The following is a 15,230-nucleotide window of genomic DNA, read 5'->3' as shown; positions in this document are numbered from 1 at the left end:
GACCGCAGCGACCCAGCTGGCCTGCCGATGCGAGGAGTGCGTCTCGCAGACCGCGACGATGAGGTGCGGGGAGACTTGCAGGAGCAGCGTGGCCGAAACCCGGTAGCCGAACGCTTCCGACATCACGTCCACGTCCACGGTGACCGCACCACTGTCCAGGAGCGCCTGGAGACGACCTCTGACGCGGGACAGTGGCCAGTCGAGGGTACGGGACAGCGCTGACGTGGTGGCCCTGCCGTCCCGGCGCAGCGCCTCCACAAGCGCGCGGTCTTCGAGGAGTACGGGACTGTATGTCTCCTTCCACCGGCGAGGATCGCGCCCGTCGAGGAGATGTCGCTCCGCTTCCTCGCTCAGCGGCTCCTCGAGACCGGACCACTCGGCAGGACCGCCGGAGTACGAGTGCAGCACCAGGTGAGTCGTGAACGAGAGCACTTCTGCCGTGTGCGAGATCCGGGGCAGCACTCCCGTGCCGCAGGCCGCATCGGCGGGCAGGGTCGTGGTGCACATCAGCTCCGCACCGCCGGAGTGCAGCGCAACCCAGGAAACGTCGTCGCGCGCGGCAAGCACATCGCCCAGGTGGGCAGCGGCAGCGGGACGGCACTGCAGCCGCAGCAGCCAGAGCCCACGTCGGGCAGAAGCTGCTGCCCCACTGACAGTGTCTCGGAGCGCACCTGCCTCGCGCATGGCGCGGTAGCGGCGTCCGGAACACCCGCTCAATCTCCATGACCAGCTCCGCATCACGCAAGGCACGTTTCGATAGTGCGCGCTTCTTCGCTGCCCAATATGTTCTCGGAGCGATCTGCACACCCGCGTCGTTCAAGACTGCACAGATCGACTCGACCCCGAGTTTCTTCCCCTCAACGACACGCTCGCGGTGGCCATCGATATAGTCGATGACCACCGCGAGCGGAACCTCCCGCCGATCCGCGGAACCGTCAAAGGCTATTTGGTCTTGCGGTCGAGCTCCGCCACGGCGAAAAACGCCGACGCCGTCTTCAGGATCTCATTCGCCCGCCGCAACTCACGCACCTCACGTTCCAGCTCGGCGATCCGCGCGGCATCGTCGCTGGTGCGGCCTGGTGCCGTGCCGGCGTCGATCTCGGCGCGCTTGACCCACGCCCGCAACGCCTCCGGATGAACGTCCAGCTGGCCCGCGACCCGACGGATCGCCGCCATCCGCTACCCCTCGGCCGCGATCGCGGCCAACGCCAGCCGCGTCGCCCGCTCACACAGCTCGTCGCTGTACTTCTTCGGTGCCGGCATGCTCTGCGTCCTCCCTGAGACCAGAGCCTGCACAGAACCCGGGGCGCAGCACCTGGAGCCGGACCGGACCCGGCCCAGGAGCGGTGGTCTGTCAGGACTGGTCGGGATAGGCGGCCGTGGCACGGATTTCGACCAGCAGGCCGGGGCTGGCCAGCCCGCTGACCCCGATCAGCGACCAGGTCGGATAGGGAGGCTTGACCAGCCGCGCCTTGGCCGCGGAAAAGCCGGGCAGGTGCTGGTGAATATCGACGTGGTAGCTGGTGACGTCGACGAGTGCGGACAGGTCGAGCCCTTCCAGCCGGAGGATCTCCTCGATCCGGCGGATGGCGATCTCGGTTTGTTCCTCGATGTCGTCGGGGATGGTCCCGTCGGCCCGGCGGCCGATGGTGCCGGCGATGAACAGATGCCCGTGCGAGCGAACGGCGGCGGAGTAGCCGAAGTTCGCGAAAGCGCTGACAGTTTTCCCGAACACTTCGGAGTCCTCGGGGACTTCGACGGGGTGGATGCTCATGGCGGTGTTTCCCTTTCGTTGATGCTGAATCGTGGGTTTCAGTTGCCCCAGCGGGACGAGCGGAAGGATCGCTCCATCCTGGTCCGGCCGAACTCCTCGCGTTCGCGAAGAAGCTCGCCGGGGATCGAGTACCGGGGCGCGTTCTTCGGGTCTTTCGCGGCTTGCGCGACGATCGCGTCGACCAGCGAACCGATCATGTTCAGTCGCGGGTACACCGCGTGCACGGCATCGGCCTGCTCGTCGCTGACCGCTTCGACGTGCGCGTTCCCCATCGGGCCGCCGAAATCGAGCGCGACGCCTTCGCGGACGAGCATGCACAGCGTGCCCCGGCGGTTCGCGATGCCGGTCGAGGTGTGCAAGGCGATCGCCTGCCACACCTGGTCGGCGTCCGATGCGGACACTCCGCGGCCGACGAGGAATTCGGCCGCGCGATCGGCGCCTTCGACCTCGAACCGTTGCCGGCCAGGGCCGTCCGCGGCGACCCCGAGGTCGTGCATCGCGCACGCGGTGAACAACAGATCGTCGTTGTAGTCGCTGCCCGCGGCCAGGCCGAGGCGGCCGGCCAGCAGCCGGGCGAACAGGTAACTGCGGATGCTGTGGTTGAACACCGGCGGCGTCTGCGCCGGGCGGATCAGCTCCACCACGGCCTCGGTCAACGGGGTACCGGGCAACGCGATCAGGTCATGCGCCTGCGCCAGTGGCGCCTCGGGAGTACGTGTGGTCATGTCCTGAGCTTGCCTGAGGACGGCCTGACCTGGCGATAGGCAAAATCACCACATGTCGATAGTATATTGCCATGACGGCCCATCGGATCGCGATCCTTGCCCTCGACGGGGTCATGCCCCTTGACCTGGCGATCCCGGCGCAGATCTTTTCCTCTCGCCCGGAGACCCCGTATGAGACGACCGTGTGCACCTTCGGCGCGAAGACACACACCGCAGGGGGCTTCGCGGTAGTCGCCGAAGGAAGCCTGGAACAGGTGCGCTCCGCCGACACCGTGATCGTGCCGGGGTCCGAACCGCCCGGCCTGCCGCCGGAAGCCATGCTCGCCGCACTGGCCGAGGCGCACGAACAGGGCACACGGATCGTGTCGATCTGCACGGGAGCCTTCGCGCTGGCCGCCGCGGGCGTGCTGGACGGGCTGCGCGCGACCACCCACTGGCAGTACATCGACGAGTTCGAGCGCGAATTCCCCGCTGTGTCCGTGGATCGCGATGTGCTCTACGTCGACGAGGGCGACGTCCTCACCTCCGCCGGAGTGTGCTGCGGCATCGACCTGTGCCTGCACATCGTGCGCCGCGATCTCGGCGCGGTAGCGGCCAACCGGATCGGCCGCGGCCTGGTGGCCGCCCCGCACCGCGAAGGCGGGCAAGCCCAGTACGTGCCCGCCCCCGTCCCGGCAGCCGGCGACGCGTCGCTGTCCGACACCCGTGAATGGGCCTTGCACCGTCTCGGCGAACAGCTCACGCTACGCCAGCTCGCCCGGCACGCGGGCCTCTCGCAGCGCACCCTCATCCGCCGGTTCGCCGAGGAGACCGGGACGACGCCGTTGCGGTGGTTGCTCGACGCCCGTCTTGGCCGGGCACGGGAACTGCTGGAGACCACCGATCAGCCGATCGACCGCGTAGCACGGGAATGCGGGCTGGGCACGGCCGCCAATCTGCGACTCCACTTCCGGCGCGCGCTGGACACCACTCCCACCGCCTACCGGCGCACCTTCCGGAGCTGACCGGCACGGCGGAGACCGGAAGCGCCGGTGCGCAACACCCCCGGCACGAGAGTCAGCTGGGACTCGCAGTCGCCACCGTGATCCCGAGATGACCACGGCCCCGCACACACCGTTTTCTCCCGATACACAAGGCATCCATGGCCGACGCCCACGGTCGTGCTCGCGAACTCGCCGCGACGGTCGCCCCGGCCGCCTGACCTCGGCGACGGGCGCTGAGCAGCCCAGCGCCGTCACGGGACGCTCAGCTGGAAGGTCGCAGCCGATCCGGAACCTCACGACCCATCCTGGTCGTCGGGCAGTTCGTGGCATGGGACACCGGCCGAGGCAGCGAATCACCTTGAGCGCTTGCTTTGCCGGGCGAGCCACAGCGAGCGGGGCTCGCTTGACTCGCCTCCTGTGCCGACCTAGTGTCTCTCGTATCTAATATACGATCGACCGAAGGGGTGGGATGATGGACGGCGCTCCCGCCGAGGTGGCCGCCGCGTTCCGGCTGGCGCTCGCCGACGGTGAAGTGGACCCGCTGGCCAACCGCACCGACCGGGCGCTGGCGGCGATCAAGCGCGGAATTCTCACCGGCGGGCTGCGGCCGGGCCAGCAGCTGGTGGAGGCCGACATCGCCGAGGTGCTGCAGATGTCGAAGACCCCGGTGCGCGAGGCGTTGAAGACCCTGGTGGGGTCGGGGCTCGTGGTGCTCAGCCGGTTCAAGGGCGCGGTGGTGCGGGAGCTGGACGCCGCAGCGGCGTCCGCGATCTACGACCTGCGGCTGCTGCTGGAGCCCGAAGCGGTGCGGCGCGCGGTGGCGAACGGTGCGGACGTGTCGGTCGCGGCGCGGGCGCTGGATCGCGCGGTGGCCGCGGGCGAGTCGGGAGACGCCGCCGGCATGAGCCTGGCGAACCGGGAGTTCCACCGCGCGCTCTACCTCGGCTGCGGCAATCCGCTGCTGATCTCGACGCTCGACGGGCTCAAGGACCAGACCGCGCTGGTCAGTGTCTCGGGCTGGCGTTCGGCCGGTGGCTGGCGGGACGAGGCCGAGGAGCACCGCGGCATTCTCGCCGCCGCGACCAAGGGCGATGCCGCGGCCGCCGCGGCGGCCCTGCACGAGCACGTCACCGGGTTCGTCGAGCGGACGATTCCCTTGCTGACCACCGAAACCGGGGAAGGCATCGCCGCCGCGGGCTGAACCTCCGGCGAACAGGCACCGCGAGCCGCTGGACTTCGCGGCGATCTCGCTGTGCCCTTTTCCCTCCCACGAAGGAGAACGATGGATCTGGACGAATTCCGGCGCCGCCTAGCCGACGTCGTGGCGATCACGCCGACGCCGTTCACCGCCGACGACGAGATCGACGTCGCGGCCTTCGAACGCGTCGTCCGGCGGATGGTCGACGGCGGCGTGCGCGTACTCACGGTCAACGGCAACACCGGCGAGTTCTACCCGCTCTCGCCCGCCGAACGGCGCACCGTGGTCGAGCTGACCGCGGCCGCGGCAGCGGATGAGGCACTGCTCGTCGCGGGGGTCGGGTTCGACACCGCGACCGCGATCGAAGCGGCGCACCATGCGCGTGACCAGGGCGCTCACGCGGTGATGGTGCACCAGCCGGTACATCCCTACGTTTCCCGTGCCGGCTGGATCGGCTACCACCGGAAGATCGCGACGGCGGCGCCCGATCTCGCGGTGATCCCCTACGTGCGGGACGCCCGGATCGAAGCGGAGGACTTCACCGTCCTCGCCGACGCCTGCCCGAACGTGCTCGCCGTCAAGTACGCCGTGCCGAATCCCGCCCGCTTCGGGGCGGTGGCCCGCGCCGCCGGGCTCGGCCGGTTCACCTGGATCGCCGGACTGGCCGAGCTTTCCGCGCCCGGCTACGCCGCGGTCGGCGCCGCGGGTTTCACGTCGGGCCTGGTCAGCGTGGCGCCGCACCTGTCACTCCGGATGCAGGAAGCCTTGGTGGCCAAGGACTTCCCGGCCGCGATGGAGGTGTGGGACAGCATTCGCGACTTCGAGCACCTGCGGCTGGCCGATTCCAGCGCCGACAACGTCAGCGTCGTCAAGGAAGCACTGCACCAGATCGGCCACGGCCGCGCCGACGTGCGTCCGCCCGCCTCCCGGCTCGACGTTCCCGCCAGGGAGAAGGTCGCCGAAATCCTCGCTGCCTGGGGTGTCCGGTGACCGAGCTGATCCGCAGTACCGATCCCCGGACCGGCCTCGCCGTCGACACCGAGTTGGTTGCGACCACGCGTGCCGAGGTCGCCGAAACCTGCACCCGCGCGGCAGTGGCGTCCGCCGGGCTGGAACGGCTCGGGCGAGCGGGCCGGGCGCGGCTGCTGCGCGCGATGGCCGAAGGGCTGGAAGCCCGGCGGGACGAGGTGGTGTCCGCCGCCGACCGGGAAACCGCGCTCGGCCGGTCCCGTTTGGACGGTGAACTGAATCGCACCGCGTACCAGCTGCGCTTGTTCGCCGAGGTGGTCGAGGAGGGTTCCTACCTGGAAGCCACCATCGACCATCCCGGCGACACGCCGATGGGACCACGTCCGGACCTGCGGCGCATGCTCGTGCCGACCGGACCCGTCGCGGTCTTCGGGGCCAGCAACTTCCCGCTGGCCTTCTCGGTGCCCGGCGGGGACACCGCCGCCGCGCTGGCCGCGGGTTGTGCGGTGGTGGTCAAGGCGCACGGCAGTCATCCGCTCACTTCCGCGCTGTGCGGCGAAATCCTCGAAGAAGCCGCAGCGCGCGCCGGCGCTCCGCGGGGCACGATCGCGGTGGTGTACGGCCGGGAGTCGGGTGAAGCCCTGGTCACCGATCCCGCGATCACCGCGGTCTCGTTCACCGGCGGGCATTCCGGGGCCACGGCGCTGCGTGCGCTGATCGCCGGCCGGCCGGACCCGATCCCGTTCTACGGCGAGCTGGGCAGCGTGAACCCCGTGGTGGTGACGGCACGGGCGGCTGCCGAACGAGGTGCGGAGATCGGCCACGGGGTGGTCGGCTCGTTCACCCTGGGCGGTGGCCAGTTCTGCACCAAGCCCGGGCCGGTGCTGGTGCCGGCGGGACCGGACGGGGACCGGCTGATCGCGGCCGCGAGTGCCGCGCTCGCCGAAGTCCCACCGCCCGCGCTGCTCAACGAGGGGATCGCCGAATCCTTCACGAAAGCGATCGCGAGCCTGTCCGGCCGGCAGCTGCTGACCGCGGACGAGGCACCCGGTGAAGGGTTCACCGTCCGGCCCACCGCGGTGCTCGTGGACGCTCGAGACCTCGATGCCGGGCTGCTGACGGAAACCTTCGGCCCGGTCACCGTCTTCGTCCGCTACTGCGCCGACCAGCTGCCTGGCCTGCTGGCGCGGCTGCCCGGTTCGCTCGTCGCGACCGTGCACGGTGCGGCAGGCGAGGATCCCGACCGGGACACCGCCGTCGAGGCGCTGCGCGGACGGACCGGGCGGCTGCTGTTCGACGGCTATCCCACCGGCGTCGCGGTCAGCTGGGCGCAGCACCACGGCGGGCCGTGGCCGGCCACCGACACCCAGCACACCTCGGTCGGAACCACCGCGATCCGGCGGTTCCTGCGGCCCGTCGCCTGGCAGAACGCACCCGAATCCGTGCTGCCGGAGGAACTCCGCGATCCGGCCGCGCTCGTGCCGCGGCGCGTCGACGGAGCCCTCGTCCTGCCTTCCTGACCCGATTCTCCTGCCGAAGCCGGGACCGCACGCGCGGTCGCCCGGCCGATGCCGCCTGCCCTCGCGGCGCGGCGATACCCCGAAAGGAACCGCACATGAGCACCCTGATCGACAGGGTCGAAGTCGTCCAGTTCGATGTGGACACTCCCGGCTACACCCGCACGTTCGACGTCGACGACCGCGGTGGGTCGTGGTACTACCAGCCCGGTGTCACGGGCAAGCGCGCGGTGCTGATGGTGCGGGTGCACACCACCGACGGGCACGTCGGCGAGTACGCGAACCACGCCGTCACCGGCGCGGCGCAGCAGGCCGCCGACGTCGCCCGCATCGCCGTCGGCAGGCCGTGGCACGCCCGCGAGCAGATCCTGCGGGTCGGCCGGAGGCTGTCCCGGCCCGCGCACTCGTACGGGCTTTGCTTCCTGGACAACGCTTTGTGGGATCTCGCGGGCAAGGTCTACGGCGTCTCGCTCACCGAACTCCTCGGAGGCGGGCGGGACCGCGTGCGGGCCTACGCCTCCAGCGTCAACGGTGACCGCGAAGGCAGCCTCACCACCAAGGAGGAAGTCGCCGAATTCTTCGGCGGGTTGCGTGACCTCGGCTGGACCGGGTTCAAGATGCACAGCTGGCACGAGGGCGACAAGTGGGAGGAAGCCGAGAACGTCGCGTACCTGCGGGAGAAGCTCGGCGAACGCGCCGACCTGATGCTCGATCCCGCCTGCGTCTTCGACTCCGTGTCCGACGCGATCTTCGTCGGCAAGGCCTGCCAGGAGGCCGGGTTCCGCTGGTACGAGGATCCGCTGCGGCCGCTGGGCGTCGGCGCGTTCGCCCACCGGCAGCTGCGGGACGCGCTCGACCTCCCGATCCTGCAGACCGAGCACGTGGCCGGGCCGGAGGCCAAGGCCGACTTCCTGCTCGCCGGCGGCACCGACCTGCTGCGCGTGGACTCGCACTTCGACCTCGGCATCACCGGCTGCCTCAAGACGATCAAGTTCGCCGAATCACTCGGGGTCAACGTCGAGGTGCACGGTCCGAGCCCGATCCACCGGCACCTGGTCGCGAGCATGCAGGCGACGTCGCTGTACGAGGTGGCCAACGTTTCGCCGCACCTGCCCGATCCGTCGCCGGAGATCTACACCTGCGGCTACCGCGACGCCTACGACTCGATCGGCGCCGACGGCACCCTGCCCGTGCCGTCCGGACCGGGCATCGGCGTCAGCTACGACGACGAGCTGATCAGCCGGCGCACCACGGCGAGCGTGACCGTCACCGCCGACAACTGAGCCGCCCTCCCTCCTCCTCACAAGGCAGGTGCAACGATGCCCTCCTCCCCGCCCACCGGGACCGGTGACCCGGCAGCCCTGGACAGCGCGACGCGCAAGGCGTTCCGCAGGCTCGTGCCACTGGTGATGATCATGTTCGTGGTCAACTACATCGACCGCGTCAACATCGGCTTCGCCAAGGACGCGATCGAGACCGATTCCGGGATCGGTGCCGCCGCCTACGGGCTCGGCGCCGGCCTGTTCTTCGTCACCTACGCGATCTTCGAGATCCCGAGCAACCTCCTCCTCGAGCGCTTCGGCGCGAAGTTCTGGCTGACCCGCATCATGGTCAGCTGGGGCCTCGTGTCCGCCGCGATGGTGTTCGCGCACAACGAGACCATCTTCTACGTCCTGCGGCTGCTGCTCGGCGTCGCGGAGGCCGGCTTCTTCGCAGGGGTGATCTTCTACTTCACCCAGTGGTTCCCCGACGCGGTGCGTGGCCGTGCGAACGCCGCGCTCTACTCGGCTTCGACGATCGCCGCGGTGATCGCGGGTCCGGTTTCCGGAGCGCTGCTGAGCCTGAACGGATTCGCCGGCCTGCGCGGCTGGCAGTGGATGTTCCTGCTGGAAGGCCTCGCCGCCGTGCTGGTCGGCGTGGCGGTCTGGTTCTGGCTGGTGTCCACGCCGGACAAAGCCCCGTGGCTCACCGACGAGCAGAAGACCGCGCTGCTCGGGAAACTGGCAGAAGAGGAACGCGCGCGAGCGGCCACGAAACGGGACCGGGCACCGTCCCGGTGGTCGATGCTGCGCGATCCGCAGATGCTGGTGTTCTGCTTCGTCTACTTCGCCGCACAGCTCGCGCAGTATTCGGTCACCTTCTGGCTGCCGAGTTTCGTCCGCCGGATCGGCGGGCTGGGCGAGTTCCTGATCGGGCTCATCGCGGTGGTCCCGTTCGCGGCCGCGTTCGTGGCGATCCTGCTGGCGGGCCGGATCTCCGACCGCACCGGGCTGCGCCGCACCGTGCTCGGGTCCGGGTTCCTGCTGGCCGCCGTCGGCCTCACGGTCGCGGCGCTGACGTCGCCGGTGCTCGCGGTGGTGATGCTGATCGTCGCGACCGTCGGGTTCAAGGTGGCGGCTTCGTCGTTCTTCGCGATTCCGCAGCAGTACCTGGCCGGCGCGCTCGCGGCACCCGGGATCGCGCTGATCAACTCGATCGGCAATCTCGGCGGTTTCGTTGCGCCGACGCTGATGGGCCAGGTGCAGGAACGCACCGGCAGCGTCTCGGGAGGACTGCTGGTGGTCGCCGCCACCTGCGTCGTCGCGCTCGTCGCGTGCGCCCTGCTGAAGTACGTCTCCCCACGACGCGCCGGGATCCGCCCGGAAGTCGCTCTCGCTCGTTCGCGCTGACGCCGCCGGGGAACCGGCGGGCGGGTGCGCGCGTCGCAGTATCGACTTCGCCGAACCGGGTGCCGGAGGCCCGGTCGGCTGACATACTGGTGCGCGCGCCCGTGACGTGGGCGTACGAGGAGGTGGACTGGGGTGAGTTCCCACCGCGTCTCGGACTGGGGTGACGTCCGGGCGCTGCACAAGAAGCAGGGCAAAGACGAGCACGCGTCCTCCCGGGCCGCCCGTGACGCGGACTCGGTGCACGACCCGTCCGGTGCGGGCAACGCCGAACTGGTCGCCGACGAAACCGGCACGATCGAACTGGATCCGGCCGAGATCGCCGCGGCCGACGCCGAGCTCGCGAAGCGGCAGGACGAGATCGCCGGCTACCTGCGGCAGGCGGGACAGCTGGCCAGCCCGCTCAAGGACGGCTACAGCCCGGTGGCCGCTCACCTGCGGAAAGCGTTCGGGCTCCGCGGGTCGGCGGACGCGGGCGTGCAGGCAGTGCTGCAGCAGTACCTCGACGAGCTGACGTCCCTGCGGGACGCGATCCGCGCCGCGAGTGCCGGGCACGTGCGCCACGAGGGCGACGCGCAGGACGCGCTCGGTGCGCTGCATCGCCGGGCGGACGAAGGGGGGCGGGCATGAGTCACAAACCGGACTACAAGCGGTTACCGTACGAAAAGCACCGCAAACACCGTTATTACCGCGAGGATCACCCGCAGACCGCGGCGCACAAGCGCCGGGTGCGGCGGGCGCGGCGGACGCAGACGAAGAACCGCAAGGACACCGCGTTCGGCAAGATCAACTGGGATGCCTACTCGCACCGCCAGCTCTACGACATGATCATGACCGCGGACCCGGCCGGGATGGGGTCGGCCGCGCACCAGTGGGCGGAGCTGGCGCTCAACGTCGACTCGGCCACCTCCGCGGTGCACAAGACGGTGCAGAAGCTGCTGCTGTCCTGGCGTGGCGGGGCGGCCGGGGGAGCGGCGCAGTCGGCCACGAAGCTCACCTCGTGGGGTGCCGGCGCGAGCGGGACCATGCGGCAGGTCGGGGACGATCTCGATCACTACACGACCGCGGTCACCACGGCCCGCAACAAGATGCCCGAGCCGGTGTTCTACTCGGCGGAGAACCAGTTCCGTGACGGGTACGACGTGAAGGCGGCGAGCGGGCCCAGCGGCGCGGTCATGGTCGACCAGCTGCTCGACGACCACCTGCCGGCCAAGAAGAAGGCCTCCAGCGCCAAGACCGAAGCGGTGCGGGTGATGGAGCACTACGAGACGACCAGCAAGGGCGTGCACGACAAGCTCCCGCACTTCACCGACGCGCCGGTGGCGACGCGGTCGGACCCCGGCGGGGACGCAGGCAGCGGCCCCGGCGGCGGTCCGGACCCGGACGGCACGACCACGGCCTCGGCCGGCTTCGGCGCGCCGGGCGGGATGCCGGGCGCGAGCGGCCCCGGGGCCGGCGCCGGGATGCCGGGCTCGATCGGTGCCGGGATCGGCGGGGCGGGCAGCGCGGGTGGTGCGCTCGGTGGCGGAACGAGCAGTGGTGGGCCGGGCAGCGGCGCCGCGGTGCCGGGCAGCGCGTTCGGCGGCCCGTCCGGGACCGCCGCGGCCGGTGCGGCGCAGAGCGCGGCCGGTGCGCGCAGCGGCATGGGCGGTGGTTTCTTCCCGCCGATGGGCGGCGGCCGCGGCGGGGAAGGCGACGGCGAGCACCAGAATCGCTACACCAAGGGCGGCAGCTTCGATTTCCTGGAGGACATGCCCTCGGCCTACCCGCCCGTGCTGGGTGAGTGAGGACCGGTGGCCAGGCAACTGAGCGGTGCGGACGGCGTCGTGCTGTCCCACCTGGAATTCGACCTGCTGTGGGCCGATCTCGACCTCGGCCCCAGCCCGTACCCGCTCGAGGTGCCCTCGCACGGCGGCACGATGGACGAGCGTGACGCGCTGGGGGCGAGCGTCGCGGAAAGCCTCGCCGAGGCCGGTCTCCTCGACGAGGAGGACGAGCCGCATCCGCGGCTGGCGCAGCTGTGCGGGTTGCTGGCCGACCCGGTGTTTTCGGTGGACCTGCTGGTGTTCCGGGAGCCGCCGCTGCGCGCGCTGGTCGCGGCCGGGCAGCGGCTGGGCGCGCTCGCCGTGCTCGACGCGGACGAGCTGGCGCTGCGGCCCTGCCTGCCGGACGAGGTGCCGGCGCTGGCCGCGGGCATCGTCGGGACGGCGCAGCCCGGGCCGGGCCGGACCGTCCGCCTGCCGCGGGAAACCTTCTCCGAGGCGATGACCGCCTTCGCCGACCGCGGGCACGACGCGTTCGAACGGGTGCTGGCCGGGGCCGGGATCGCCGGCGCCGACCTGCGCGGGCTGTCCACTCTGGTGGCGACCCCGCGCATTGCGTACGGGCAGCTGGCCGCGAACGGCCCGGGTGGCCGCTCCCCGTCGGTGGCTTGGTACGACACCGAGGCCGGCCGGTACGGCGCGGTCGTGCAGGAAAGTGCCGGCACCCGCTGGGTCACCGTCACGCCCGCGGACGACGCGTGGCTGGCCGACCGGATCGCCGAACTTCTCGACCGCGTCTTGTCCGTTCGAGGGAACCGGGAACCGAGGACCCCGCGGGACGCGTCTGATCCGAGCTAGCAGTGGAGCGCCTTGAAGGGGGCCTGCAGAGATGAGCAAGTTGTCGGCGGAGGAGATCGCGCAGCACGCCTACAAAGCGGGTTTCCGCGGGCACGCGCTGAGCACCGCGGTGGCGGTGGCGCTGGCGGAGTCGGGCGGCAACGCCCACGCGCACAACGGCACCCCGCCGGACAATTCGTACGGGCTGTGGCAGGTCAACATGCTCGGCTCGCTCGGCCCGGCCCGCAGGCACCAGTTCCACCTGCACTCGAACAACGATCTGTTCTCCCCGGACGAGAACGCCAAGGCGGCGTGGTCGATCTCGGGGCACGGCAAGAGCTTCCAGCCGTGGTCGACCTACACCAACGGCGCGTACAAGAGCCATCTCGCCGCGGCGCGCAAGGCCGCCGCCGACGTCGCCCGTCACCACGGCAAGGCCCAGCACCACAAGCCGGCGCACCACAAGAAGGCCGAGCATCACAAGAAAGCCGAGCACCACGGCCAGCACGCGCACGGCAAGAGCGGCGCCGGATTCCGCGCCGAACTCGAGCAGTTCGTCGCCTACGAGAAGAAGACCCAGCACATCGCCGACGAACTGGTCACCACCGGGAAGAAGACGGTGCACCGGGTCACCGGGATCGCCAAGGACAGCTTCGGCAAGGTCGGCGAGGAGACCGGGTTCGCCGACGCGCTGGGGGACTTCAGCCGGTCGCTGGAGCGCCAGGTGCGGGCCACCGGGGCGCAGGCGCGCACGATGGGCGCGGCGGTGTTCCGGGCGCGGGGAGACTACGCCGAGATGGACGAGCAGGCGGCGGCCGCACTGAGCAAACAGGACATCCAGGGCATTCTGGGCTGACGAGGGGGAGTTCCCGTGCTGGACACCGCAGGAGTCGCGACGTCGTTCGCGGACGAGATGAAGACCCACCACGGCAAGCTGCGAGGCAAGGCCGCCGACGCGCAGGCCGCGCAGCACGCGCTGCAGCAGGCCGCCCATGCCGTCACCGAGCAGCACGACGTGCAGCACAAGGCCGCGCATTCGCTGCTGAACGCCTGGCAGAGCAAGGCCGCGCCGTCGTTCGAGAAGGATTCGGACAAGTTCGGCAAGGAGCTGACCGTCACCGCGGGGGCGAGCCGGAAGGGCGCGCGGGTGGTCGGCGAGGTGACCGACGCGCTCGCCGGACGGCACCAGGCGACCGGCAAGCTCATCGACGAATTCGTCGCGAAGGCCCGCAAGCTGATCGACGCCGGATACCTGCTGGCGCGCAACGGAAGCCCGGCCGCGCTGCTGCTCGCCATCGGCGATGTGGCCGATCTGGCCGGCAAGTACCTCAAGGAATCCTCCGGGCACCTGAAGAACGCGCGCGCGGAAATGGAGGAGGCCGCCCGTAAGCTGCGGGCGCTGCAGAAGGAGCTGGCCCACGACGGGGTCGCGGACAAGGGTGGCGCGCACACCAAACCCGGGCACCACGAAAAGCACGAGAAACACCAGAAGCACGCGAAACACGAGAAGCACCACGGCACGAAACCCAGCCACAGCAAGAAGGTCGACAAGATCCTCGACCACGCGCGGTCCAATCTCGGCTACCACGAGGGCCCGAACAACCGGAACAAATGGGGCCCGACCGGGCAGCCGTGGTGCTCCTACTTCGCGACGTCGATGTGGCGGAAGTCCGGAGTGGACATTCCGAAGTACGGTTTCACCGGCGACGTCTACAAATGGGGCGAGCGCCATCATCTCGCCTACGGCCGCGGTGCGATCGCGCACCAGGCCAAGGCGGGGGACGCGATCCTGTTCGGCACCGGCCCGTCGTACGGGGGCAGCACGCACATCGGCATCATCGAGAAGGTCGACGGCCACAAGATCACCACGATCGAGGGCAACGCGAGCGACCGGGTCGAGCGCAACACCTACGTGCTGCCGCGCGATGCGCACCGGTTCTACGGAGGGGTGCACCCGAAGTGAGCATCACCGGCAGCGCACGTCAGGGCGGGGTGAGCGTCGAGGTGGCGCCCGGTGGTGCGCTGCGCAGCCTGGAGCTGACCGCCGAGGCACTGCGTGGCGGCGGCCCCGCGCTGGCGGGCGCGATCCTGCGCACGGTGCGCGAGGCGGCCGCGGAGGCGAACGAACGCGCCCGGCACGCGGTGGCCGCCGAACTCGGCCCGCTCGGCGACGACGAGCTGACCGGGCTCGGCCTCGGCCGGGAGGAGCATCTCGCGGAGCGCAGCGAGGACACCACCCCGGAGAGCTGGAGGGCGTGATGGAGGACGAACGCGGGGTCGACGACCTGATCGACATCGCCGACGAGATCCCGGAGACCCTGGGCCTGTCCGCCGGGCTGACTGAGATCCGCGCCACCGCCCGCGGCGAGGGGCTGTCGGTCACCGTCGACGTGCACGGCATGCTCGTGGCCCTGGACCTCGGCGAGGCCGCGCTCGAGAAGGGCCCCGCCGCACTGGCCGCGGAAATCTCCCGCCTCAGCACGGAAGCCGGTACCCGTGCCCTGCACGCGGGCATGCGCGCGATCAAGGCCGGCACGACCCCGGCGGTCACCGCCGCGGTCGGCGACGCACTGGCTCTGCCTCCCGAGTCCGAGCCCGGATCCGAGGCAGGCGTCGCCGCCGGTTCCGGTTCCGGTTCCGCGGACGATGCCGGAGACGGTCCCGCGGCTGCGGCGACCCCGCCGGCGCCCACCCGATCCCGCCGCCGCCCGGCACCCACGGACGACGACGAGGAGGGTTTCGTCCTCGAGCCGGTGAAAGACTGAGCGGCTACCCGGCTCGGCAGGCTCGTGGTTGGT

16 protein-coding genes are annotated in these 15,230 nt (G+C 70.6%); 13 read left to right on the top strand and 3 right to left on the bottom strand.

What is annotated here, in order from left to right; genetic code table 11:
* Positions 1-942: 942 nt before the first annotated feature.
* From BJY18_RS09885 to BJY18_RS09875, 3 genes are all read right to left on the bottom strand, one after another.
* The gene (locus tag BJY18_RS09885; protein WP_184779650.1) at positions 943-1,176 is read right to left on the bottom strand and encodes a transposase; all 234 of its coding nucleotides are present in this window, start codon (positions 1,174-1,176) and stop codon (positions 943-945) included.
* Positions 1,177-1,354: 178 nt separating this feature from the next.
* Complete coding sequence (locus tag BJY18_RS09880) at positions 1,355-1,774, bottom strand: RidA family protein (RefSeq protein ID WP_184779649.1); 420 nt, start codon at positions 1,772-1,774, stop codon at positions 1,355-1,357.
* Positions 1,775-1,812: 38 nt separating this feature from the next.
* Complete coding sequence (locus tag BJY18_RS09875) at positions 1,813-2,499, bottom strand: HD domain-containing protein (protein WP_184779648.1); 687 nt, start codon at positions 2,497-2,499, stop codon at positions 1,813-1,815.
* Between the two features lie 71 nt (positions 2,500-2,570).
* Here BJY18_RS09875 and BJY18_RS09870 point away from each other — a divergent pair, with 71 nt between their 5' ends.
* The 13 genes from BJY18_RS09870 (at position 2,571) to BJY18_RS09810 (ending at position 15,197) form a co-directional block, all read left to right on the top strand.
* Positions 2,571-3,503 carry a GlxA family transcriptional regulator gene (locus tag BJY18_RS09870; protein WP_184779647.1) on the top strand — a complete coding sequence of 311 codons (933 nt, stop codon included), beginning with the start codon at positions 2,571-2,573 and terminating at the stop codon, positions 3,501-3,503.
* A gap of 451 nt (positions 3,504-3,954) precedes the next feature.
* Entirely contained in the window at positions 3,955-4,683 is a 729-nt protein-coding gene (locus BJY18_RS09865; RefSeq protein ID WP_184779646.1) for a GntR family transcriptional regulator, read from the top strand.
* Positions 4,684-4,764: 81 nt separating this feature from the next.
* Positions 4,765-5,670: a dihydrodipicolinate synthase family protein gene (locus BJY18_RS09860; RefSeq protein WP_184779645.1), complete on the top strand. Its 906-nt coding sequence runs from the start codon at positions 4,765-4,767 to the stop codon at positions 5,668-5,670.
* Positions 5,667-7,169, top strand: coding sequence for an aldehyde dehydrogenase family protein (locus tag BJY18_RS09855; RefSeq protein ID WP_184779643.1), 1,503 nt, complete (start codon positions 5,667-5,669; stop codon positions 7,167-7,169). The genes BJY18_RS09860 and BJY18_RS09855 overlap by 4 nt, the downstream gene beginning before the upstream one ends.
* A gap of 95 nt (positions 7,170-7,264) precedes the next feature.
* Entirely contained in the window at positions 7,265-8,449 is a 1,185-nt protein-coding gene (locus BJY18_RS09850) for an enolase C-terminal domain-like protein (RefSeq protein WP_184779641.1), read from the top strand.
* Between the two features lie 36 nt (positions 8,450-8,485).
* Positions 8,486-9,835 carry an MFS transporter gene (locus tag BJY18_RS09845; RefSeq protein ID WP_184779639.1) on the top strand — a complete coding sequence of 450 codons (1,350 nt, stop codon included), beginning with the start codon at positions 8,486-8,488 and terminating at the stop codon, positions 9,833-9,835.
* 132 nt (positions 9,836-9,967) lie between these two features.
* Positions 9,968-10,462, top strand: a complete 495-nt coding sequence (locus tag BJY18_RS09840; RefSeq protein ID WP_184779637.1) for a hypothetical protein — start codon at positions 9,968-9,970, stop codon at positions 10,460-10,462.
* Positions 10,459-11,619: a PPE domain-containing protein gene (locus tag BJY18_RS09835; protein WP_184779635.1), complete on the top strand. Its 1,161-nt coding sequence runs from the start codon at positions 10,459-10,461 to the stop codon at positions 11,617-11,619. Before BJY18_RS09840 ends, BJY18_RS09835 begins: the two co-directional genes overlap by 4 nt.
* Before the next feature lie 6 nt (positions 11,620-11,625).
* Entirely contained in the window at positions 11,626-12,453 is an 828-nt protein-coding gene (locus BJY18_RS09830) for an ESX secretion-associated protein EspG (RefSeq protein WP_184779633.1), read from the top strand.
* 31 nt (positions 12,454-12,484) lie between these two features.
* Complete coding sequence (locus BJY18_RS09825) at positions 12,485-13,288, top strand: transglycosylase SLT domain-containing protein (RefSeq protein WP_184779630.1); 804 nt, start codon at positions 12,485-12,487, stop codon at positions 13,286-13,288.
* A gap of 15 nt (positions 13,289-13,303) precedes the next feature.
* Entirely contained in the window at positions 13,304-14,395 is a 1,092-nt protein-coding gene (locus BJY18_RS09820; RefSeq protein WP_312873803.1) for a CHAP domain-containing protein, read from the top strand.
* Entirely contained in the window at positions 14,392-14,691 is a 300-nt protein-coding gene (locus BJY18_RS09815; protein ID WP_184779628.1) for a YbaB/EbfC family nucleoid-associated protein, read from the top strand. Before BJY18_RS09820 ends, BJY18_RS09815 begins: the two co-directional genes overlap by 4 nt.
* Complete coding sequence (locus BJY18_RS09810; RefSeq protein WP_184779626.1) at positions 14,691-15,197, top strand: hypothetical protein; 507 nt, start codon at positions 14,691-14,693, stop codon at positions 15,195-15,197. The genes BJY18_RS09815 and BJY18_RS09810 overlap by 1 nt, the downstream gene beginning before the upstream one ends.
* Positions 15,198-15,230 lie beyond the last annotated feature (33 nt).

This window comes from Amycolatopsis jiangsuensis, assembly GCF_014204865.1.
Classification (GTDB): domain Bacteria; phylum Actinomycetota; class Actinomycetes; order Mycobacteriales; family Pseudonocardiaceae; genus Amycolatopsis; species Amycolatopsis jiangsuensis.
The sequence above is the reverse complement of the archived record's forward strand: the minus strand, read 5'-3'. Positions and strand labels throughout refer to the sequence as shown.